The sequence below is a fragment of the Coleofasciculus sp. E2-BRE-01 genome (assembly GCF_040221695.1).
GTDB lineage: Bacteria > Cyanobacteriota > Cyanobacteriia > Cyanobacteriales > Coleofasciculaceae > Coleofasciculus.
The window spans coordinates 26,900-46,589 of the sequence record NZ_JAVKEA010000033.1; the positions used below are offsets into that span (position 1 = coordinate 26,900).

Annotated in this window: 22 protein-coding genes and 4 pseudogenes; 11 read left to right on the forward strand and 15 right to left on the reverse strand. The window is 45.8% G+C overall.

Going from position 1 to position 19,690, the window contains the following annotated elements; translation table 11 throughout:
• Positions 1 to 7: 7 nt before the first annotated feature.
• Both RIG66_RS03755 and RIG66_RS03760 read left to right on the forward strand, forming a co-directional pair.
• The gene (locus tag RIG66_RS03755) at positions 8 to 661 is read left to right on the forward strand and encodes a glutathione S-transferase family protein (protein WP_446375350.1); all 654 of its coding nucleotides are present in this window, start codon (positions 8 to 10) and stop codon (positions 659 to 661) included.
• 173 nt (positions 662 to 834) lie between these two features.
• A pseudogene (locus RIG66_RS03760) lies at positions 835 to 1,146 on the forward strand (Uma2 family endonuclease); the annotation flags it as partial.
• Between the two features lie 245 nt (positions 1,147 to 1,391).
• Here RIG66_RS03760 and ilvA read toward each other — a convergent pair.
• Positions 1,392 to 2,903: a threonine ammonia-lyase, biosynthetic gene (ilvA, locus tag RIG66_RS03765; protein WP_446375352.1), complete on the reverse strand. Its 1,512-nt coding sequence runs from the start codon at positions 2,901 to 2,903 to the stop codon at positions 1,392 to 1,394.
• A 94-nt stretch (positions 2,904 to 2,997) separates the two neighbouring features.
• Here ilvA and RIG66_RS03770 point away from each other — a divergent pair, with 94 nt between their 5' ends.
• The 4 genes and pseudogenes from RIG66_RS03770 to RIG66_RS03785 all read left to right on the forward strand — a co-directional run bounded on the left by RIG66_RS03770 (position 2,998) and on the right by RIG66_RS03785 (position 4,102).
• Positions 2,998 to 3,333 carry a DUF5674 family protein gene (locus tag RIG66_RS03770; protein WP_446356551.1) on the forward strand — a complete coding sequence of 112 codons (336 nt, stop codon included), beginning with the start codon at positions 2,998 to 3,000 and terminating at the stop codon, positions 3,331 to 3,333.
• Positions 3,330 to 3,689 (forward strand): hypothetical protein, encoded by a 360-nt coding sequence (locus RIG66_RS03775; RefSeq protein WP_006104700.1) that lies wholly within the window; start codon positions 3,330 to 3,332, stop codon positions 3,687 to 3,689. Before RIG66_RS03770 ends, RIG66_RS03775 begins: the two co-directional genes overlap by 4 nt.
• 35 nt (positions 3,690 to 3,724) lie before the next feature.
• Positions 3,725 to 3,826, forward strand: a pseudogene (locus tag RIG66_RS03780) (addiction module protein); the annotation flags it as partial.
• Positions 3,827 to 3,829: 3 nt separating this feature from the next.
• A complete protein-coding gene (locus RIG66_RS03785; protein ID WP_446375355.1) occupies positions 3,830 to 4,102 on the forward strand; it encodes a hypothetical protein in 273 nt (90 codons plus the stop codon).
• Here RIG66_RS03785 and RIG66_RS03790 read toward each other — a convergent pair.
• The 9 genes and pseudogenes from RIG66_RS03790 to RIG66_RS03830 all read right to left on the reverse strand — a co-directional run bounded on the left by RIG66_RS03790 (position 4,094) and on the right by RIG66_RS03830 (position 9,897).
• Entirely contained in the window at positions 4,094 to 4,483 is a 390-nt protein-coding gene (locus RIG66_RS03790) for a type II toxin-antitoxin system VapC family toxin (RefSeq protein WP_446375357.1), read from the reverse strand. The two genes, RIG66_RS03785 and RIG66_RS03790, sit on opposite strands and share 9 nt — an antisense overlap.
• Before the next feature lie 11 nt (positions 4,484 to 4,494).
• On the reverse strand, positions 4,495 to 4,722 hold the full coding sequence (locus RIG66_RS03795) for a DUF2281 domain-containing protein (RefSeq protein ID WP_446375359.1): 228 nt from the start codon (positions 4,720 to 4,722) through the stop codon (positions 4,495 to 4,497).
• 117 nt (positions 4,723 to 4,839) lie between these two features.
• A pseudogene (locus RIG66_RS03800) lies at positions 4,840 to 5,034 on the reverse strand (UPF0175 family protein); the annotation flags it as partial.
• 232 nt (positions 5,035 to 5,266) lie between these two features.
• On the reverse strand, positions 5,267 to 5,881 hold the full coding sequence (locus RIG66_RS03805; RefSeq protein ID WP_446375361.1) for a hypothetical protein: 615 nt from the start codon (positions 5,879 to 5,881) through the stop codon (positions 5,267 to 5,269).
• A 44-nt stretch (positions 5,882 to 5,925) separates the two neighbouring features.
• The gene (proB, locus tag RIG66_RS03810; RefSeq protein WP_446375363.1) at positions 5,926 to 7,041 is read right to left on the reverse strand and encodes a glutamate 5-kinase; all 1,116 of its coding nucleotides are present in this window, start codon (positions 7,039 to 7,041) and stop codon (positions 5,926 to 5,928) included.
• Positions 7,042 to 7,058: 17 nt separating this feature from the next.
• Complete coding sequence (locus RIG66_RS03815) at positions 7,059 to 7,193, reverse strand: hypothetical protein (RefSeq protein WP_446375365.1); 135 nt, start codon at positions 7,191 to 7,193, stop codon at positions 7,059 to 7,061.
• A gap of 159 nt (positions 7,194 to 7,352) precedes the next feature.
• Complete coding sequence (locus RIG66_RS03820; protein WP_446375434.1) at positions 7,353 to 7,916, reverse strand: YqeG family HAD IIIA-type phosphatase; 564 nt, start codon at positions 7,914 to 7,916, stop codon at positions 7,353 to 7,355.
• 198 nt (positions 7,917 to 8,114) lie between these two features.
• Entirely contained in the window at positions 8,115 to 9,206 is a 1,092-nt protein-coding gene (gene mltG, locus RIG66_RS03825; protein ID WP_446375367.1) for an endolytic transglycosylase MltG, read from the reverse strand.
• 103 nt (positions 9,207 to 9,309) lie between these two features.
• On the reverse strand, positions 9,310 to 9,897 hold the full coding sequence (locus tag RIG66_RS03830; RefSeq protein WP_446375369.1) for a DUF3727 domain-containing protein: 588 nt from the start codon (positions 9,895 to 9,897) through the stop codon (positions 9,310 to 9,312).
• A gap of 367 nt (positions 9,898 to 10,264) precedes the next feature.
• Here RIG66_RS03830 and RIG66_RS03835 point away from each other — a divergent pair, with 367 nt between their 5' ends.
• The 3 genes from RIG66_RS03835 to RIG66_RS03845 all read left to right on the forward strand — a co-directional run bounded on the left by RIG66_RS03835 (position 10,265) and on the right by RIG66_RS03845 (position 12,977).
• Positions 10,265 to 10,417, forward strand: coding sequence for a hypothetical protein (locus tag RIG66_RS03835; protein ID WP_446375371.1), 153 nt, complete (start codon positions 10,265 to 10,267; stop codon positions 10,415 to 10,417).
• Positions 10,418 to 10,486: 69 nt separating this feature from the next.
• A complete protein-coding gene (locus RIG66_RS03840) occupies positions 10,487 to 11,380 on the forward strand; it encodes a cysteine peptidase family C39 domain-containing protein (protein ID WP_446375436.1) in 894 nt (297 codons plus the stop codon).
• Positions 11,381 to 11,783: 403 nt separating this feature from the next.
• Positions 11,784 to 12,977: a DNA cytosine methyltransferase gene (locus RIG66_RS03845; RefSeq protein WP_446375373.1), complete on the forward strand. Its 1,194-nt coding sequence runs from the start codon at positions 11,784 to 11,786 to the stop codon at positions 12,975 to 12,977.
• Here the strand turns inward: RIG66_RS03845 and RIG66_RS03850 are convergent.
• Positions 12,965 to 13,657: a hypothetical protein gene (locus RIG66_RS03850; RefSeq protein ID WP_446375375.1), complete on the reverse strand. Its 693-nt coding sequence runs from the start codon at positions 13,655 to 13,657 to the stop codon at positions 12,965 to 12,967. The genes RIG66_RS03845 and RIG66_RS03850 overlap by 13 nt on opposite strands.
• Positions 13,658 to 13,661: 4 nt before the next feature.
• Here RIG66_RS03850 and RIG66_RS03855 point away from each other — a divergent pair.
• Positions 13,662 to 14,089 (forward strand): annotated as a pseudogene (locus RIG66_RS03855) (CHAT domain-containing protein); the annotation flags it as partial.
• Between the two features lie 24 nt (positions 14,090 to 14,113).
• Positions 14,114 to 15,382, forward strand: a complete 1,269-nt coding sequence (locus tag RIG66_RS03860) for a molybdopterin molybdotransferase MoeA (RefSeq protein WP_446375377.1) — start codon at positions 14,114 to 14,116, stop codon at positions 15,380 to 15,382.
• A gap of 281 nt (positions 15,383 to 15,663) precedes the next feature.
• Here the strand turns inward: RIG66_RS03860 and RIG66_RS03865 are convergent, their stop codons facing one another.
• The 4 genes from RIG66_RS03865 to RIG66_RS03880 all read right to left on the reverse strand — a co-directional run bounded on the left by RIG66_RS03865 (position 15,664) and on the right by RIG66_RS03880 (position 19,600).
• Positions 15,664 to 16,284: an HPF/RaiA family ribosome-associated protein gene (locus RIG66_RS03865; protein ID WP_446375379.1), complete on the reverse strand. Its 621-nt coding sequence runs from the start codon at positions 16,282 to 16,284 to the stop codon at positions 15,664 to 15,666.
• A 381-nt stretch (positions 16,285 to 16,665) separates the two neighbouring features.
• The gene (locus tag RIG66_RS03870; RefSeq protein ID WP_446375381.1) at positions 16,666 to 17,034 is read right to left on the reverse strand and encodes a hypothetical protein; all 369 of its coding nucleotides are present in this window, start codon (positions 17,032 to 17,034) and stop codon (positions 16,666 to 16,668) included.
• 500 nt (positions 17,035 to 17,534) lie between these two features.
• The gene (locus RIG66_RS03875; RefSeq protein ID WP_446375383.1) at positions 17,535 to 19,244 is read right to left on the reverse strand and encodes an ATP-binding protein; all 1,710 of its coding nucleotides are present in this window, start codon (positions 19,242 to 19,244) and stop codon (positions 17,535 to 17,537) included.
• A 125-nt stretch (positions 19,245 to 19,369) separates the two neighbouring features.
• On the reverse strand, positions 19,370 to 19,600 hold the full coding sequence (locus RIG66_RS03880) for a hypothetical protein (protein WP_446375385.1): 231 nt from the start codon (positions 19,598 to 19,600) through the stop codon (positions 19,370 to 19,372).
• Positions 19,601 to 19,690 lie beyond the last annotated feature (90 nt).

Genomic DNA, 19,690 nt, shown 5'->3' on the forward strand with positions numbered 1-19,690 from the left:
TAATCTAATGCTAAAGTTCTACTACAATCCTATCTCTGCTAACGCTCGTCGAGTCTGGGTAACATTACTGGAAAAACAAATTCCCTTTGAGCCAATTTTGGTGAATCTAGATGGAGATCACCTGAGTGAGGATTTTACCGCCATTAACCCACTTCAGCAAATTCCTGTCGTCATCGATAACGGATTTCGGATTGTTGAATCGTTAGCCATTTTGGACTATTTAGAGGCGAAGTATCCAACGCCATCATTGATGCCTAATGAAATTAACGCGATCGCAACGGTTCGCATGGTAGAAATGATCGCCGTCAATGAACTTCAACCGCTGATGATTCCGTTAATGAAACAATTAGTTGGACTAGAAATTAAGCCTGATAAAATTGACAATGCTCGGCAACGCATAGTGAAAATTATTCAATTTTATGAAAATAATTTAGCGAGACAGTCTTACTTTGTCAACAATCAAATTACCCTAGCGGATATCGTAGCTGGAACACTGGTTCCCTCCTTGCCTCAATTCGGTTTATCTCTAGACAATTACCCATCCCTAAAAACATGGTCACAGCAGCTTGAGCAGCGAGAAAGTTGGCAACAGACATCTGTGAAACCGGAAATGATTGAAGCTGCTATTCCAAATATGCGAGCAATTTTAGAGAAGCGATAATTCAGAGATCTAGACATCCGCCCGGAGCCCGGAGTTCAAACTCCGGGCTAAAACCTAAAGTCCATTAAAATGGACTAAAACTATTATCCAGTCAGCTTTAGCTGACTTGAGCTTTGAGCCAGGGATTTGAATCCCTGGCTGATTGTTGCCACTGGTATAAGATGTGAATAAAAAAGAAAGAGCCAATTATTTGCAATGGCAAAACAATCAAACTCGTTGCCGAAGTTGTTAGCACCAACTGGCAAGATGACTATGCCAGAAAAGTAGAAGAGTATGCGGTTCTAGGCATTCCCGAATTCTGGATTGTAGACTTTCGCGGCTTAGGCGGTTGGCAATTCATTGGCAACCCCAAACAACCCACTTTTACAGTATGCCAACTCATTCAGGGGACGTATCAGCAGCAAAAATATCGCTTGAGAGATACAATTACATCTTACCTCTTGCCAAACTTAAAGCTCAAATTTGACGATGTTATGCCCAATTAATTATTTATAGTAATCAGTATAATTGCCTATCCATGTAGGTTGGCTTGACGCGCCGAAACCCAACATCTCTAGTCATATAGAACTACGCACTAAGGTTAGGACAAATGAAGAAAAATTCAAACCGCTTAATTCCTTGTAAGGTAAGCTTTTGTCTTCACTATTGCCTATGACACACCGAGCGTGTTACCGAGCGAAGTCGAGGTGTTGCCTATTGCCTCTTCCCTCCCTGGCGCGTAGCGCTACAACTATCCCAAAAACAGCTTATACGCCGGATTCTGGTTTTCATCCCAATAGCGATAACCCAGAGTATCCAGAAACCCTTGCCATTCCTCCATCTCGTGCGGCGGAACCTGCATTCCCACCACAATGCGCCCATAATCAGCCCCATTATTACGATAGTGAAATAGGCTAATATTCCAGTTAGGACTTATAGAACCGACAAACTTCATTAAAGCACCCGGACGTTCAGGAAACTCGAAGCGGTAAAGTAATTCATTATCCGCTAAGGGAGAATGTCCACCTACCATGTGCCGCAGGTGCATTTTTGTCAGTTCATCATCCGTTAAATCTACGGTTTTGAATCCACACCCTTCAAAGGCTTCTATCATCTTAGCGGCGTCGCTGCGGTTGGCAATTTGAACACCGACAAAAATATGTGCTTCGTTTTCAGCAGAGATGCGATAATTAAACTCAGTTAGGTTTCGTTTACCTAAGCATTCACAAAACTGACGCAAACTCCCCGGTTTTTCGGGAATTGTTACAGCAAAGATAGCTTCGCGACGTTCACCAAATTCTGCCCGTTCTGCAACAAAGCGAAGACGGTCAAAGTTCATATTAGCACCGCAAGCAACGGCAACTAACGTTTGTCCCTGAATTTGCTCGCGTTCAACGTAGGTTTTCGCGGCTGCGATCGCTAATGCCCCAGCGGGTTCTAAAATAGAACGTGTATCCTCGAAAACATCTTTAATCGCGGCACAGGTGGCATCAGTATCCACCAGAATAATCTCATCCACATATTGTTGACACAGGCGAAACGTTTCTTCCCCCACTTCTCGCACCGCCACCCCATCAGCAAATAAGCCCACCTGGGGCAATCGCACCCGTTTCCCAGCTTTCAGGGATTGATACATGGCATCCGCATCCACGGGTTCAACGCCAATTATTTTAATGTGGGGATACAACCGTTTTACATACGCGGCAATCCCAGAGATTAATCCGCCTCCACCAATTGCCACAAAAATAGCATGGATGGGTTGCTGATATTGGCGGAGAATTTCCATACCAATCGTACCTTGTCCGGCAATCACATCGGGATCATCAAAGGGATGAATAAAGGTTAACCCTTTTTCGGCTTCCAGTTTCCGGGCAAAGGCGTATGCTTCATCATAAGTTTCTCCCTGCAAAACCACCTCTCCCCCACGGGCTTTAACCGCATTTACCTTAACCTGGGGTGTGGTTACGGGCATAACGATAATTGCTTGGGTGCCTAGCTGACGCGCAGCCAAGGCGACGCCTTGGGCATGGTTTCCGGCAGATGCTGCAATCACGCCCTGTGCCAGCATATCGGGGGGGAGTTGTACCATTTTGTTATACGCCCCGCGCAGTTTGAAGGAAAAGACGGATTGCATATCCTCCCGTTTGAGTAGGAGTTTGTTATTCAGGCGGGTGGATAGATTGGGGGCGTATTCTAGCGGGGTTTCTTGGGCAACATCGTAGACGCGGGCGGTGAGGATTTGTACTAGGTAGTCACAAAGCATGGGTAAACCGGGTGGCAGATGCAGGATGTAACGAAAATTGTACTTTACTAATTCCCTGATAAACTATGGATCTGCTTACTCAGAAGGATTTTGCATGATTCACATCATCCGTACTCGCGCCACGAAAGCGCAAATCGATGAAATGCTTGAAACCCTGAGTGTTTACATTAAGTTGGCAGTAGATATTCGGCGTGCTATTCTCGCTGGTGGTGGAGAGTTCCATGCAGATTGCGAAACAGCATTGCTTGAAGATGGCAGTCAGCAGGCAGATATCTGGGGAGCCGATTGGTATCCAGATACCCAAACTGTGACATACGAATCCCTGATCAACATCCGTCCGAGGCAAAATAACCGTTCAATGGAAATTCTCAATCCTGAAATTCGGGAACAGGTTGCCCAAATTGTTCAAAACTTATTAGGAGGGGTATGAAAGACTGGAATGCTTTACGCGAACGGTATCTAAAAGATGATTTGTCAGCTCGTTTAGGTGGGTTAGCTGCTAACTTAGCTCGAATCAAATCTCTTGTTCAGCGTGGAGCTAGTAGTAACACTGTCGAATATCTGATGAGAGAAAGCAAGTTCTTCATCGAGTGGACAGCAATGGATGCTGGAATAGAAAAGGCTGCGGATTTAGTTGAGTTACAAGTACAACTGGCTCGTTGGCAATTCGGCTGGTCAAATATTTGGGCAGATGATGGACAACGGATGAACGTTGCCGAACAAGCTAAAATTTGGTCAGATCGTGTGTTAGAAATGTCTGGTTTGCTGTCTGAGCCTATTACATAGGCGAGTTGAAGTAGTTATAGGAATAGTTGCTCAGCATGGACATCACAGCTACGTTGAATGAAATAGCAGCCCTCAGCATTGAAGATAGAATTCATCTTGTGCAAGCAATCTGGGACAGTATTGCAGCCGAGCAAGCTTAGATGAAAGCTATTGTCAAGCAGATTGCACTTCCTCGTAAAGGTCGAACAGCAGGAATGAACGCTCGTTTTTTGGCTTCCACCAATACTCCCAGCAAGCCAGTAATCCGGATGCCCAGACGGTTCGCTTCTGTTCTACCACGACGCTCATCAATGAGTAACAAGTCAGCATTGATTTCCAGTGCTAAAGCGATCGCTTCAGATTCACCTGGATCGAGACTGTATTTTGCAATTGCTCAACCATTGCGCGATCGCTCTTTTGATCAGCTATCGTAGAAACTGAGCTATTTGATAAGCCATAACTGCTGTATCAGCCGTCACAATTGTCAAGTTGTGCTGTAAAGCCTGACAGATCAGTAATCGGTCAAATGGATCGCGGTGTAGTGAGGGTAAGTTGATCAACTGAACCACACTTGCCTCATCAACAGCAAGGCTATCAATCTGGTGTCCTTCCCGTTGCTTGGGCAAATAAATTTCAGGAGACTCTGGGAGTAAGAGTTTGCCGAGTTGATACTTGATGATACACTCCCATAACGAGACAACACTCAGATAAACATCATTGTTAGGATTTTGAATGGTATCACGAAAGGTTGCTGATAGCTGAGGACTACCACTGATAAACCAGAGGAAAATGTGAGTATCTAACAATAATTTCATTGTTTGAACAATTAGCCTTCAAAATCACGAAGAATCTGATCAGGCAATGGATCGTTAAATTCTGGGGGGACTGTAAACTCTCCTGCACAAAGGGCAAATGGACGGATTTGTTTTTGCTTGTCATGAAATTTGGTCGGACTTTTACGAGACTTAGTAAACAGTAAAAAATCTAAAACTTCCTCAACTAAAAAATCTGGAGCTTGAGCAATTTCCTGAATAAGTTGTTCTCTTGCAGACATTTTCACAATTCTCCGGGTTGGGGCAGTTTATTAACCACCCAATTAGGCGATCAATATTATTTTATCCCACATTCGACATGCCTAAGTTTGTAAAGACGTAAATATCACTAATAACTATCACAGCCGATCCAATTCCCGCAGGTTTTTTAGATCTAGCTCGAAGTCTTCAATATCGTAGTTATAGAGGGGTATTTGGCGCTGTTTTAGCAATTCCCGGAAGGCATTATCTGACATCTGGACTAAGTGACTAGCGTGACCAATCGTTAGCCGATCCGCTTGAAATAACAGTAGTGCAATTTCTTGTTTAAATTGTTTGTAGTAAGCGCTTTAGCGCTTCTTCTGGCTCTAAAGTGCCTACTACGAACTCAGCTTAAGTCAGCGCCATCCGACTTAAGGGTTTGTCATCGTTTGTAATGGGTGATACGAGCGCTGATGGCGAAGACAGCGCAACTACGAACGTAAGCTATGTCAGTGACATACAATTGAGGGTAATGTCGGCTGCACTTCAAGGATGGGATTGCTTGCTGTCTGGTTCGCGATCGCGCTATGGAGTTGAGGCTTGGCTTGGTTGGAGTAAACTTGAGCGCTCAAGTAATGACACTAGGCTTTCACTCATTCCTGAACAATCACAGCTTTTAGAAATGACAACGGCTCCGGGAACATCGTTTATATTCAGCCAAAACTCAGCATGAGCATCGGGAATCCCCACAGCCTCTTGATTCCGATATTCAACTAGATAGCCTTGCTTACCATCAAAAGTATAGGGTGATATTTTTTCATGTTCTCTACTCTTTTGTTCCACCAATTGACGTAATTCTAGATTGTTTGGATTTTCAACGGTGCGAACTAAGGTGTAAGCATATCCACGCCCCAATGCTTCTCCACCTCTAGCTATGCAAGATAATAATTCATAAGTGCCTGGATCGACAATTTTGACGTTGCCGTTGTTAAGGCGCATGGCTCTGAAATTGGAGGGGATGGTGAGTTCTATGCCAAACCTATCGAGTTCTAAGTTTCTGGTTGTCTCCGCTGCTGGAATTGAACCCGGATCATCACAATATTGTTCAGGCTGGGCAATCCCTGGCTCCACTCCAGTCAGAAAATAAAGTGATGCTCCAGCCAAGACAACTATTAATTGAGCGTTCAATAGTCGGTTCATAATTATTTGTCCCAATTCAACAGGTATAATTTTGCGAATCGCCTTCAGACATTACTCAAAACTAGGTTATCTCGATGCACGACGGTTTCGGCTCCACCGTAGCCCAAAATTTCCGGAATGTCGGCTGATTTATGTCCCCGAATTTTCTGTAATTCTAGACTGCTGTAGTTAACCAATCCTCTAGCCATTTCTAAGCCATGACTATCACAGAGTTGTACTGCATCTGAGGCGTGAAAATTACCCTCAATTGCAGTAATTCCGGCGGCTAATAAAGACTTACCCCCTTGACAAATTGCCTTCACTGCACCCTCATCTAAATACAGCTTACCCGCCGGAACTAAACTGTGAGCAATCCAACGCTTACGGGCGTTTTCGGTTCGCGGTTGGGGGGCAAATTGCGTCCCTAATGGTTCTCCCTGTAAGATTTTTTCGATCGCTTCGGGGTGTCGTCCTTGAGTAATCACGGTTCTCACTCCCGCACTCGTGGCAATTCTAGCGGCGGTAATTTTTGTTACCATTCCCCCTGTTCCCCACTGAGAACCCGCTTTCCCAGTTTGTATCTGAAGTTCGGCTAATTCTTCCATGCTGTTCACCAGGGTAATCGGTTCAGCATCAGGGACTTGACGCGGATCAGCCGAATAGAGTCGATCAACATCGGTTAATAAGAATAACCAATCGGCTTCGATTAAACTCGCCACCATTGCAGAAAGGGTATCGTTATCGCCAAATTTGAGTTCCTCGACAGCGACGGTATCATTTTCATTAACTACAGGAATGACACCAAGCTGCAACAGTTCTCGAAATGTTGCGTAAGCATTAACATAACAACTGCGCTGTACCAAGTCTTGGCGGCTTAACAAAATTTGCGCGATCGCTTGCTGAAGACTGGAAAATAAATCATCATAGACTCGCATTAATCGTCCCTGACCCACAGCCGCGACAGCTTGCTTGAGGGCGAGGGTTTGAGGACGAGTCTTTAATCCCAATCGTCCACACCCAACTCCCACGGCGCCAGAGGTGACTAAGACTACACCATACCCAGAGGAACGCAACCTAGTCAGCGTTTCCACTAGCATCGCAATCGTTGACAGCGCTAGCTGACCCGTTTCTGGATGAGTCAGGCTGGATGTACCCACTTTGACAACAATTGTTTTAGTCATTCGTCATTTGTCATTTGTCATTTGTCATTCGTCATATCTTCCCCAGCTTCCTCTGCTTCCCCAGCTTCCTCTGCTTCCCCATCTTCCCCAGCTCCCCCAGCTCCCCCAGCTTCCCCAGCTCCCCCAGCTTCCCCAGATTCCCATCTCAACACAATAGAGCGCTACGTCCTCAACTAAGGGATATAGCGCTCGCTATGGAATTATAACAGGTGTTTTTATTATGGTTAGGGTCTTTATTATGGCTGACCCCATTTGAACTATTATTAGAATCTCATGATTTTTTGACTACCTGCTTTTTCCTAATCTTTTCTTTATATTTCAGTTTGTCTTGATTTATCATCTTTTGTAAACTTATGTTGCTTGCTGGGCAGTGATACGCCAAGAATTTGAGTGATCCAGACTTCAAAATCGCGAATGGGAGAAGAATAGGCAGTTTGAGTGGGGTCCATCATTGGTTCGACGAGAATGGTAAACATACCGAGTCGGTTTCCAGCTAAGACATCTGTAAACAAGCGATCGCCTACCATGGCTACTTGTTCCACAGGCAAATTCATCGCGGCGGCGGCTTGTTTTAATTTGCGTCGGGATGGTTTACCCGCACCGTGGAGATAAGGCAGATTCAGGGAGTTAGCAATCCCACCAATCCGTGTCTCACTCAGATTATTACTCACCAGCCACAGGGAGGCGATGGGTCTAATGTCTTCAACCCATGCCCTGAGTTCTTCTGAGGCTTGGGAGGCTTTCAGCGGAACCAAGGTTTCATCCACATCCAGCACTAATCCTTTAAGCGTATAGTGTTGCAGGATATCTCGACTCAAACTCAAGATCGGACCCCCCAGAACTAAGTCCGGTTCTAAGTTTGATACCCAAGCCATCTTTTCTAAGTTTGATACCCAAGACATAAGCCGTGATTTGTCCTCAGCCAATAACTTTATTCCCACCGAATGGTTGTAGCAGCGTTCCTGCTTCCTCTAGCGTAGCAGTCTTCGCGATCGCAGCCTAGAACTAAAGTTCTGGCTTAAAGCTCAAACCCGTTTTAACGGGTTCAAAAATTTACCCAATAAGCTCCATTTTTAAGGTTGTTGAATTTGCTGCGCTTCCCGTTGTTTACGAATGGCGTCTCTTGCTGCTTCATGGGCTTCTAATGTTTTACTAAATAAATGAGTGCCATCATAGCGGGCAACAAAAAAGAGATAGTCTGTTTGTTCGGGATTGAGTGTGGCTTCTAAACTGTCTACTCGGGGACTGCCAATGGGGGTAGGCGGTAATCCGGGATTGAGATAGGTATTATAAGGAGAGGGTGTTCCCACTTGGGCATAAGTTAGGGGCTGATCTGCCGTTTGGCGAAAGCCTAATCCATATTCAACCGTCGGATCAGATTCCAGTTTCATTCCTCGGCGGAGACGGGCGGTAAATACCCCGGCAATCAGGGGGCGTTCATCGGCAACGACTGCCTCTTTTTCCACGATACTGGCTAACGTGACCCACTCATGTAAACTGAGTTGGGTTTGCTGTTGTCCCTGTTGATATACGGGTAAAGCCACCTGCTCAAATTGTTTGAGCATTTGGTTAATAATTTGTTGAGGCGTGACGCGATCGCTCGGTAGTTGATAGGTGTCAGGATATAAGTAGCCCTCTAGGTGCGGTAAGTTACTGGGTAACCAGGGAAACTGATCGTCGGGAATTTGACTCGCCGCCGCCAGAAAGTCTTGCGCTTTAAAATATCCCAGGGATTCAAAATAGGTTGCCATCTGCTGGAGGGACCACCCTTCGGGAATCGTGAACGAGAGTTGCATCACTTCACCCGTCCAAATTTTTTGGGCGACTTCGGGTAAAGGTTGACTGGGGGATAGTTTATAGGTTCCAGCTTTAAATCCACCCTCTGGATCTTGCAGTCTTAACCAATAACCCCAGAGTCTCCACGCATTGGCTGAACGAATTAAACCCGCTTCTTCTAAATCAAAACCGATTTGCTGGGCGGCTGTTCCGGTAGGAATCTGGATTTGTAAGGTATTGGTTGATGGGTCTAAGGATTGATCGACAGGGGGAGACTGTACCCAACTCCACCATGCCCACCCCTGCCATAAACCGATTACCATGGTTACTGGGAGTAAGGCAAGATAATAAGACCATTTAGAGAATTGTTGAATCGTTTTATTTGTCATTTGTCATTTGTCATTCGTCATTTGTCATTCGTCATTTGTCATTCGTCATTTGTCATTTGTCATACTCGCTTGCGCGAGAATAAAGCTACGTCTTATGTCATTTTTAATCTAAATCTTCAAATAATAACTCTTCTAGCAGCGGTTGGACTTTTTGGAATTCTTCGGGAGATAATAGTTCTAATTGACCTTTAGAGTTATGTTTGGCGAAAAAGAGTAGGGGATCAATGGGAGTGTAAATTCCGTACTCTTGTTCTTCATGGTAAAAATTCGCCAACAATTGCAATTGTTCGGGTTCGAGTTCCACATCTTCTTCGGCGAGTTCAATGCTGAGAATCTCCTCCTCATCCGCTGGCGGAAGTTCACCCGCGACGGTTAGCGTAAATGCGGTGCGTTTCAGGGTGAGATTTTGTTCAGCGAGAACCGCTTGGGCATCGGAGAAGATTTCATCGATTTCTGTCTCGTCTTCTACGAGGGTAGCATCCGCGAGATCGTCGGCTTGATCATCCTCATCCCAAGCGACTATTTCGATGGGGGAATCGATAGGGAGGAGGAGTAAATAGTCAATGCCTTCTACATTCAGAGAATGCTCGATTGAACAACTTAGCGATCGCCCCGCCTCATCGGTGAGCGTTACATTACTACTACTGTGACCAGATTGTCCATTTTCTTGGGGAAAGTCAGATGAAAACATGCCGTTTTTGTCAAGGCTCATGGAATATCAAAAACTTGCCGTACTCTGTGGATCAGGTGGCAAAGTCTTAGAATATCATGGCGCATGAACTCAAAATCATAATCTTCGAGGTTATCGGTCTAAGGCGGGACATTTTGGTTAGGAAAGGGAACAGGGAACAGTAACGAATGTCACTACCTGCCTGAGTACTGCTATACAAACCACACCCGACACCCGACACCCAACATCCCACACCCGAAGGGATAGTTTCTCGGTATAAAATATAACCTCGTTTTTGTCAACGACCTAAAGGTACTCAAAAAGTATTACCTAATTTGGTAGTGTAGCGGCTGATGCTTTTGAACATGCCCAGGCTGAGGAGTTAGAAATGAATCAGACACTCAAAAATCGGGGGCAATTGCACGATCAGGCATCACCAACTGAGACTCAGAACTTGGCTGTGATCCACTCGTTCCTGAACCAATGGGACGTTGATGCCGATTTGGTATCGGAGTTTTGTCAAGGTTTAGAATGGTATTAATTTGAACTCAGTGATGACTTATTTAGCGATCGCGCCTCCAGCCAATCCCCGAATTCGGGTCAATCTGAACTGAACCCTAGTGACCTTTACTTCGTTTGTCAAGGTCGGGTGCGGCTACTGGGTTACAATCCCAGCCAAAAACGTCATGTATCGGCTGGGGTGCTAGAATCTGGTGATAGTTTTGGCGCAGATACTCTAGTTGGCGATCGCACTTTACCCTATCAAGTCCGGGCGGTTAGTTCCGGTCTGGTGGCGCGGATGGCTGAAACCCAACTCAATCAATGGGTTGAGCGGCTTCCTCTGCTTCAAGACTACCTCACCTCAACTATTAGCCACCGCCAACGCCTCCTCTTTCTCAAAACCAACACCGAGTTGGCAGACATTCCCAGCCAGGATCTCCAGCAACTCCTTCCTTATTTAGACGCTGAACAGATTCCCACCGGAGAACCCTTAATCCAATCCACCCCAGCCGACGCGGGTCGTTTCTGGTTGCGTCACGGTGACATTGCCAGTCAAAAGGATGACAGTTCACCCCCGAATATTGGTGACAGTTGGGGATATCCTCAAACCATCCCAGAGGATTGGATAGCCCAGACGGATTTATCGGTCTATTATGTTGTAGTTTACTGGTGTAAAGGCGATCGCATGTTGGTGGCTGATCCGGCGGTGGGTAGGCGCAAAATCTCTCGCCAAGCGTTTCTAGAAGGCTGGACGGGTTATGCGTTACTCATCGAACCAACTGAACGCCTCAAAGAGGTAGAAAGTCAAAAAACCTCCTTCGGTAAATTTATCAGCGCCCTATCCCCCTACCGGATGCTGATTGGGCAAATTATCTTAGCCTCTCTATTAATCCAGCTTTTTGGACTAATTACACCCCTATTTACCCAAATTATTCTCGACCGGGTGGTAATCCACAAAAGTTTTATCACGCTGCATGTCTTCGCCGTTGGTTTACTTTTATAAATTGGCAACACAACAAATAAAAATCAGTCATTAGCATAGTTACAGTAGACTGAGACGGATCACTTGTGGGTAAAGTAATCGTGAAGTCTACGTTAATTTTCATCAAGATTTTGTCAAACTAGCTCAGAACTGGGACATCAACCTTGCCCTGTATCAGTCGTTCAAAATGTTTTAGGTTGAGATGGTGGGGAAGCAATAAAGATATTTCAGTCAATTTTATGTAGAATTCAATACATTTTTAGCTGAATGTATCCTAGAGCCTCAAATTGGCGATCAGGTAATTTTAGAAATTATTAATTTTTGTAACAAAAAAACAGAGTAGCTGAATATTGCTATTATGGGCAATTAACAGGACTTGATATAAACTTCTGGGAGCTGAAACCTTTGATCTGGAGACCCATTTATGGCAGCATCATCTTGGCATCAAGGCTGGGACATCACTGACGAAGAACGAGAGGTTTACAGGAAACGTTCTCAGGCGTCGAGTCGAGCTAAAGCCAAAGCTGTCCGGGGTGAGGGACGAACACCGATTCATCCGATTAATGTACCTCGGCTCAATCCAGACGACCTGATGCCACAATTAGCCAGTAACGGCTGGCGATCGCTCTCTTTGTTCAGTGGTGGTGGCGGTTTAGACCTAGGCTTTGATCGAGCTGGATTTACCCATGTCGCATCCTACGATATCTTACCTGAATCTGGTGTTACCTTGAGGAACATTCGACCAGAGTGGACTGTGTTTGGGGGGGAACAAGGAGATGTTACCCAGGTAGACTGGCGAGACTATCGGGGCTTAGTTGACATAATCCATGGCGGTCCACCCTGTCAACCGTTTTCTGTCGCTGGTCGTCAGCAAGGAAAAGAAGACAGCCGGGATATGTTTCCAGAATTCATCCGGGCTGTATTAGAAATTGAGCCAATTGCTTTCGTGGCGGAAAATGTTACAGCATTGGTGGGCAAAAAATTCAGCTCATATCTTAAAGAGGTTGTTGAACATCCCCTGCGTCAGAACTATACGCTGATTCGAGTTATCCTCGCAGCGCCATCCTTCGGAATTCCTCAAATGAGAAAGCGTGTATTTTTTGTGGGGTTTCGTCAGGAAAAAATGGCGTCAAATTACCAGTCCCCTCTCCCCACCCACAGTTGGCATCATTTGCCTACGGATAAAATTAAACCTCATGTTCAGCTAGATCTATTTTCGCTCCTCGACCCGTCTGAAACGTTACAACCTTGTATGGGCGTGCGTGAAGCATTAGGACTACCTAATATAGGATTTGATGCGTTATCTCCTACCATTCGCAGTTCTCTCACCGGTCCCCGTCATACCACATCAGTGTTGAGTAGTGTTTCCGCGCAAAAGATTTGGGAAAAACTACAAATTTGGCCCAATGGAGTTGCTCTCAATCGAGAACAGGCGCATTTATTTGTACCAGATAATGGTCACTTTCGCTTATCTGTACCTGACTGTGCGATTTTGCAAGGCTTTCCTCAATCCTGGTCATTTGATGGTGCTGTTTATAAAGCCCTAGGTCAAATTGGCAATGCTGTTCCCCCACCAATGGCGTATAGAGTGGCTGTATCTATTGCTCAAGCTTTATAGTCAAGAAATTCCGCTACTAATTCCCGCAGACGCTGAGCATGATTTTCGGTAATCCGTTCCCAACCTTGAAAATAAGACGCCGGAATGTGAGGATTATTTAAGGTCGAACCTCTCTCGATTAAATAGCGACATCTATCCTTTAAGATAGCAAGCATTCGTTCAGGTGAATAGCCTTGAGTTAAGTCCATCTGGTTACGATATTGCTGGATGGTATACTGTTTCTTTTGCAGACGACGCGCATCTTCAAGGGTATAAATCTGTTTTTGCCCCAGAATTTTGTAAAGCACATTAAAGGTTAGTAATTCAGGGGCAAGCTGAGCGAGTTTGTAGTCAGGTAAGATGTAAGCTTCTTTTTCATGAATCCATTTTTCCATGGCTTGGGGAGAACCGTAAAGGCAATAGTTTAATTTTGCGCCCTCCTTATTGTAGAAACCAAATAACCAGTGTTTATCTTGCCACTTTTGAATATGAGTTAACCCAAAATCACGAACAGTTGTCACAGAATAACTTGTCGTTGATTTTAATTCAAAGGGGATATAGCGTCCATTGAAATAAAGAACAGCATCTGTACCGCTGCGAGTTGCGTTGGCAGGTTTCTGGAGTTGAAAGAGAGTGATCAGTTCGTTTTCTCGACGATCATCTTGAACCGTCATTTGAAAAATTACCGTGGTTGAGAACATGGCAAACGCCCGGATTATTCACCTAGCCACCCATGGCATACTCGATGAAATCTGGGGATTAGGGAGTGCGATCGCATTAGCCCCTTCTACTAACGATAACGGTTTACTCACGGCAGATGAAATCCTCACCATGAACCTGAACGCCGAATTGGTTGTCCTCAGCGCCTGCAATACGGGTCAAGGTCGAATTACCGGGGATGGCGTCATCGGTTTATCACGCTCCCTTATTCGGCAGGTGTACCCAGTGTGATTGTATTCCTGTGGACAGTACCAGATGCCTCCACAGCCTCCCTGATGCAGGAATTTTATCAAAATCTACAAAACAATCCTGACAAAGCCCAAGCGCTGCGACAAGCAATGCTGACGACCATGGTAAAACATCCTCATCCCAGAGACTGGGCAGCCTTTACACTCATAGGAGAAGCTAAATAACGCATTATTCCTAATTCTTGCCCCATGCTACCCGTTAACCAAGCCGAATCCATTATCTTAGATCTCGTCCACCCCTTAGACTCCCAGTTAGACAGCGAAAGTATCGACCTATCCACCGCCACAGGTCGCATTCTGGCGTCTCCTGTAACCAGCCAATTGGATTTTCCCCACTGGGATAATTCGGCGATGGATGGTTATGCGGTACGCCATGCTGATGTGCAGTCGGCTAATGAACAGCAACCAATACGTTTAGAACTCGTCGAAGAGATTCCCGCCGGCTATCAACCGCAAAAAACTATCGTAGCCGGACAAGCGGCGCGTATCTTCACCGGTGCTTGTATGCCCCAGGGCGCTGATACGGTGGTAATGCAGGAACATACACAGCGCCAGGATAACCAGGTTTTAATCTTACAAGCACCGAAACCGCAAGGCTTTGTGCGTCATCAGGCATCATTTTACCGTGCTGGAGAACCCCTCTTAGACGCAGGAATTCAACTGGGTGCGCCAGAAATTGCCATCCTCGCCGCCGCCCAATGTACGGAACTCACTGTCTATCGCCGTCCCAAAGTCGCGATTCTCTCCACGGGAAATGAACTGGTTACACCGTACCAACCCTTGCAACCGGGTCAAATTGTCGATTCCAACCAATACGCCTTAGCCGCTTGGGTGACTCTCTGTGGCGGAATTCCTAAAGTACAGGGGATTGTCTGCGATAAACCGGACGCCCTGAAGCAAGCCATTGCCCAAGCGATTCTAGCCGCCGATATTGTTCTGTCTACAGGTGGCGTCTCTGTGGGGGATTATGACTATGTAGATGAAATCTTAGCCCAACTGAATGCGGAGATTCACATCCGTTCGGTTGCGGTTAAACCCGGTAAACCCTTAACCGTGGCGACGTTTCCGCCTCCGAGTCAGGGGAATAAAAAAGGCTCATCGCATCCAGTCTTATATTTTGGTCTACCCGGAAATCCAGTCTCGGCTTTAGTCAGTTGTTGGCGATTTGTGCAACCTGTGATGAAAAAGCTGTCCGGTTTACCAATGCAACGATGGAAACCTAGGTTTATCAACGCCATCTCCCGTAGCGAACTCAAATCTGATGGGCGTCGAGAATCCTATTTGTGGGGTCAGCTTCAATTAGTTGAGGGAAACTATGAATTCAATTTGGCGGGTGGGAGTCACAGTTCGGGTAATTTAATTAACTTAGCTCAAACCACAGGTCTGGCGGTTGTACCCGTTGGTCAAACTTTAATTCCAGCCGGGGAAATGGTGCAAGTTTTGTCGGTTGGCTTGTAAGAATCCTTTAAGATGGGGCGGTTGTAGACGCGGAGCGGCTTCCCGTAGGGTAACCGCAGCTATACAAACAAAACCCGCCTGCGCGGGTTTACATTTGCCAATTTACTCTTTCTCTTCTATCTTCTGCCTTAATTTATAAATTATGAATGTCAAGATATCGCGAGTAAAAAGTCTCATTAATTGTAATTTGGAAGGTGGTGCGTTACGGCGCATGAGTATTCTGTGGGAAATAAAAGTGAATAAAAAACTATGCGCCTAACGCACCCTACACAAGTGCTAATTTATTTGTTCCAACCGAGGGGCTGTTCAATTTCCAATTCATCAACTTTGGAAATACGCTCACCTGGCTTGTTCACAATCTGCACGGTACTGGCTTGCAGTCCTTGTTCACCTTCCTCGGCAAAGAACCGCACACCTGTACCGATACTTAAACGGTCAAAGTCATCATGGAGGACACTATTGCGGTGGAAATAGACTTCCTGACCCTCCACGGTTTTGAGAAAGCCGTACCCTTCTTCGGGAAATAACTTGGTCACGATTGCGGTCATTTCCTGAGTAGGATGAGACTTAACCTCATTCCGTTGCCGTTCGCTAAGTTCGATAAGCTGGCGGCGTGCCGACTCAAAGGCGTTACGGATCACGGTTTCTACCGACTGGTACTGCGTTCCTTCTCCCGGATTTTCGACCACGGCAAGTTCGTGACCTGGTGGTACGGTCATATCGATTCGCACCCGATAGGGGGAACCGCTATTCGGTTGCTTGTGTGCCTGTTCAATCGCAATGCGGCAACTATTAATGTGGTCGCAAACCTGCTCTAACTTACCGACTTTTTCCCGGACTAACGCATCCAGGGCGTCGGTTTTTGGTACATCCCGATAGGAAATTTCTAAGGGAAGTTGCATAAATTATCAGTCCTCAATTCAGCTATTGCTGCTATTTACAATTACGCACGGACTGCCCAACCCAGTTCTTTGGCTACATCATTGACCCAAGTATTGGTTTTTTGAACGGTGGTGTCAAATGCTGGTAATCCTGTCATAGACATAACTATTATTATTCCTCCTTTTATGTTATTTTCATCGGATGCCAGAGGTTTTTATTTGCTGTGAACCTCTGTACCACCCCTGTGATCAGGTTAACAAAGTGATCGGGTTCAGGTTTTCTATCGAATTACGTAGATTTTTCCTAGAAGGATCGGATAATTTTTATTAAAAAATTGTCGCTGCCTTTGCCTCTTCCTTAAGATTGATTTACAGCAGATTTCAGGTTGATGAAGTACAGCCTTAAGCAAGATCCCCGACTTCTTGAAGTCGGGGATCTGTCTGTGTAATCCACCGACTACCCCCTGGTATCTGCTCTTTTGGTGGAGTCGGTTCGTCTTCGACTCTTACCCCATCCTTCCGTATTGGCAAAACAGCCAAACTATTGCCCTTGTGGGTTCCTGCTGGTATCCGTTCATCGGGAGAACCTGGATTGAGTGGGGGTTCGTCTACTTGGATGACGTTTTTTTTGATTAATAATAAATCCTGTCCAGCTTGAGGGTGAAATTGTAACATCAGGAAACGTTGATGAGGTTGAATGCCAATGACAGGCTGACTCAAAACCGTTCCCCAAAGAATTAGGTTTAATACTATGCCAGCCTGAGTATTCATAGATAATGTTCCTGACTCAACTCTAATCGCTTACGTTGAGTTCAGAATAGTTGGCAGAACTTTCCTTATGCCAACTGTATCCTCTAGAGGCTGGACGGTGGTGATTATCTCAACTAAACAGTTAGGGGAAGATGTCAGACTTAGGGGATTCCCCTAACTTTTTGAAAAAAAAAAAAAAGGAATAGGGAACAGGGAACAGGAAATGCCTTCGCCAGTAAGTCTTTATAGCACTACGCATTAAGGTTAGGACAAATGAAGAAAAATTAAAATCGCTCAATCGCTTGTCAGGTAAGCGTTTTTCTTCACTATTGCCCATGACACACCGAGCGAAGCGTTCGACTGAGCGCTCACGCCGAAGTCCGAGGTGTTGCCTATTGCAAGAAAGCCTAGCGCGTAGCGCTATAACTCAATTCAATACGTTTTCCAGCTACCAACCTAACGGAATGGTACTGACTTAAGGCTATTTCTGCGACGCTGCACTAGGATACCTCGCCTTTTGCTCAATCTGTGCGCGACACCATCACGGGTTCTTGATAAAGGGGTACAGTAAATGTCACAGTTGAACCTAAGTTTTCTCCCATGCTGAAGAAATGTACAACACCGCCCATGGTTTCCACTAGCTTTTGGGAAATAGCTAACCCTAACCCGGTTCCCCCGTAAGGACGATTGAGTCCACCATGCACCTGGCTAAAGGATTGGAAGAGTTTGTCTTGCTTATCCAAGGACACCCCAATTCCCGTATCCGCTACCCGCACTTTCACATGTCCAGGAAACTCCTGTCCTTGAAAATGGACTTTCTTGCGAATGACTTCGGCGCTGATGGTAATTCCCCCTTCATCGGTGAATTTGATGGCATTCCCCACCAGGTTTAGCATCACCTGTAGCAACCGTTGATAGTTTCCATACATAACAATGCCATCGTAGACGGCGGGAATTTCCAGGGTGAAGCTCAAATTCTTGTGATGGGCTTGCTGGGCGGTAAAATCATAGACCTTATTAAATAGATACTCTAACTCAACTGGACTAAACTCCAGCTCCATTTTTCCGGCTTCAATCTTGGCGATATCTAAGATATCGTTGATGATGTTGAGCAGATGTAAGGCGCTATTATGGGCTTCCTGGATAAACTCGCGCTGTTCTTCAGGGTCATCCGCCATTCCTTCCAGAATCAGCTTGAGAAAGCCAATCATCCCATTTAGGGGCGTCCGCAATTCGTGAGAGGTGCTAGCCAGAAATTCACTCTTGAGGCGGGACACTTCTTCGGCTTGTTCTCTGGCTAGTTCCAGTTCTTTATAGAGCGTACCATGCGCGATCGCGGTTCCCACTTGTTCGGCTAACTCCCGCACTAGCTCAATTTCCGCATCACTCCACGGACGGTGGCGATCGCACTGTTGTAAACTAATTAAGCCATTGGGTTCATCTTTATAGGACGTGGAAACCACCAGCAAGGATTTTTCTTGAAACCGACTCGGGGCGATTTGGTCAACTACAACGGGTTCGGAACTCCACATCGCTTGTTTCATTATCAGTTCCGACTCCAGTTCCAGCGTCATCCCCAACATTTCCTCTAATGAGTCTTGGCGATACTCCGCTTCCACCTTGACATCAATGTAGTCGGGTTTGTAGGAACAGATAATACAGCGACTGACTTGTAGAGCTTTCCCTAAACTGTCTACCGTTTGTTGCCAGATTGTATCTAAGTCTAACGTCCGGCGAATCCGGCGGGCAATTTGGGTGAGTAGTTTTTGATTGGGATCGACACTTAACGGTACCAGCGAATCGATAACTTTTTGCACCGAACCCTCAGGTAATAGATGACCTATCACCCAAACCTGAGTCGCCTGACCGTCTGCTTGTAAAATTGGGCTGATCACCAGTTCAAAGGGAAAAACGTGATCGCCATAGCAGAAGTCGTGGATACAGCGTTCTGGGGTGCGGTTGTCTAGAATCCGCTGGATTCGATCCCGATAAGCATCTAGAGCAATGGGATGAAAGGTTTCGTTGAGGGGAACCCCAATAACCTGTTCTTGAGTTAAATCATACTGCTCGGCTTGTCGCCAATAAAAGGAGTGATACTGACCTGATGCATCTTGGCTACACATCAGCTCAACCTCTAACTCCTGCAAAAAGCTTGACTTGCCTTGTGCAGTAGTAGATTGCATAGTGGTATACCCGAATCGAGGATGGTGGAAATCAGCAGGAGCAATCATCTACAAGAAACCTGGAAACTACAAGCAGCGAAAGGATTAGCGCTCGCACCAAGACAGACATAAATGCAACCCCTTAACGCCCTGGAGCCTCAGGCGAACGATTAAAGCGACGAACCTCTTGGCTCTTAATCGTTCCATTCGCCTCGTGGCGGTACTGGTGGATTTCGTCTCAAGGTGCGGGTTAGCTCATCATCGCGATCGCGCTCTCCTCTTAGCCATTGACGAATGGCTGTTTCTATCACCTTAGACGGATCATTGGTTAAGTGTTTGATTTGGTCTAACAGTTGAGCATCCATCAGGATAGATATTTCTTCCTTGTCTGTTGAATGCTCTCGATGGACGGCATGATTATTCATTGTCATCAGTGTTTTAGTCTTCCCCTACACTACATTTTACGACAACTTGCTCTCTTGCCACCTGAGATTCGTGACGTACTTAGCCCCAAA

Coding starts and splice junctions, on each gene's coding strand:
- RIG66_RS03755 (WP_446375350.1), top strand. CDS start 8: ATGCTAAAGTTCTACTACAATCCTATCTCTGCTAACGCTCGTCGAGTC.
- ilvA (WP_446375352.1), bottom strand. CDS start 2,903: ATGCTTTGTGACTACCTAGTACAAATCCTCACCGCCCGCGTCTACGAT.
- RIG66_RS03770 (WP_446356551.1), top strand. CDS start 2,998: ATGATTCACATCATCCGTACTCGCGCCACGAAAGCGCAAATCGATGAA.
- RIG66_RS03775 (WP_006104700.1), top strand. CDS start 3,330: ATGAAAGACTGGAATGCTTTACGCGAACGGTATCTAAAAGATGATTTG.
- RIG66_RS03785 (WP_446375355.1), top strand. CDS start 3,830: ATGAAAGCTATTGTCAAGCAGATTGCACTTCCTCGTAAAGGTCGAACA.
- RIG66_RS03790 (WP_446375357.1), bottom strand. CDS start 4,483: ATGAAATTATTGTTAGATACTCACATTTTCCTCTGGTTTATCAGTGGT.
- RIG66_RS03795 (WP_446375359.1), bottom strand. CDS start 4,722: ATGTCTGCAAGAGAACAACTTATTCAGGAAATTGCTCAAGCTCCAGAT.
- RIG66_RS03805 (WP_446375361.1), bottom strand. CDS start 5,881: ATGAACCGACTATTGAACGCTCAATTAATAGTTGTCTTGGCTGGAGCA.
- proB (WP_446375363.1), bottom strand. CDS start 7,041: ATGACTAAAACAATTGTTGTCAAAGTGGGTACATCCAGCCTGACTCAT.
- RIG66_RS03820 (WP_446375434.1), bottom strand. CDS start 7,916: ATGGCTTGGGTATCAAACTTAGAACCGGACTTAGTTCTGGGGGGTCCG.
- mltG (WP_446375367.1), bottom strand. CDS start 9,206: ATGACAAATAAAACGATTCAACAATTCTCTAAATGGTCTTATTATCTT.
- RIG66_RS03830 (WP_446375369.1), bottom strand. CDS start 9,897: ATGTTTTCATCTGACTTTCCCCAAGAAAATGGACAATCTGGTCACAGT.
- RIG66_RS03835 (WP_446375371.1), top strand. CDS start 10,265: ATGAATCAGACACTCAAAAATCGGGGGCAATTGCACGATCAGGCATCA.
- RIG66_RS03845 (WP_446375373.1), top strand. CDS start 11,784: ATGGCAGCATCATCTTGGCATCAAGGCTGGGACATCACTGACGAAGAA.
- RIG66_RS03850 (WP_446375375.1), bottom strand. CDS start 13,657: ATGTTCTCAACCACGGTAATTTTTCAAATGACGGTTCAAGATGATCGT.
- RIG66_RS03860 (WP_446375377.1), top strand. CDS start 14,114: ATGCTACCCGTTAACCAAGCCGAATCCATTATCTTAGATCTCGTCCAC.
- RIG66_RS03865 (WP_446375379.1), bottom strand. CDS start 16,284: ATGCAACTTCCCTTAGAAATTTCCTATCGGGATGTACCAAAAACCGAC.
- RIG66_RS03870 (WP_446375381.1), bottom strand. CDS start 17,034: ATGAATACTCAGGCTGGCATAGTATTAAACCTAATTCTTTGGGGAACG.
- RIG66_RS03875 (WP_446375383.1), bottom strand. CDS start 19,244: ATGATTGCTCCTGCTGATTTCCACCATCCTCGATTCGGGTATACCACT.
- RIG66_RS03880 (WP_446375385.1), bottom strand. CDS start 19,600: ATGAATAATCATGCCGTCCATCGAGAGCATTCAACAGACAAGGAAGAA.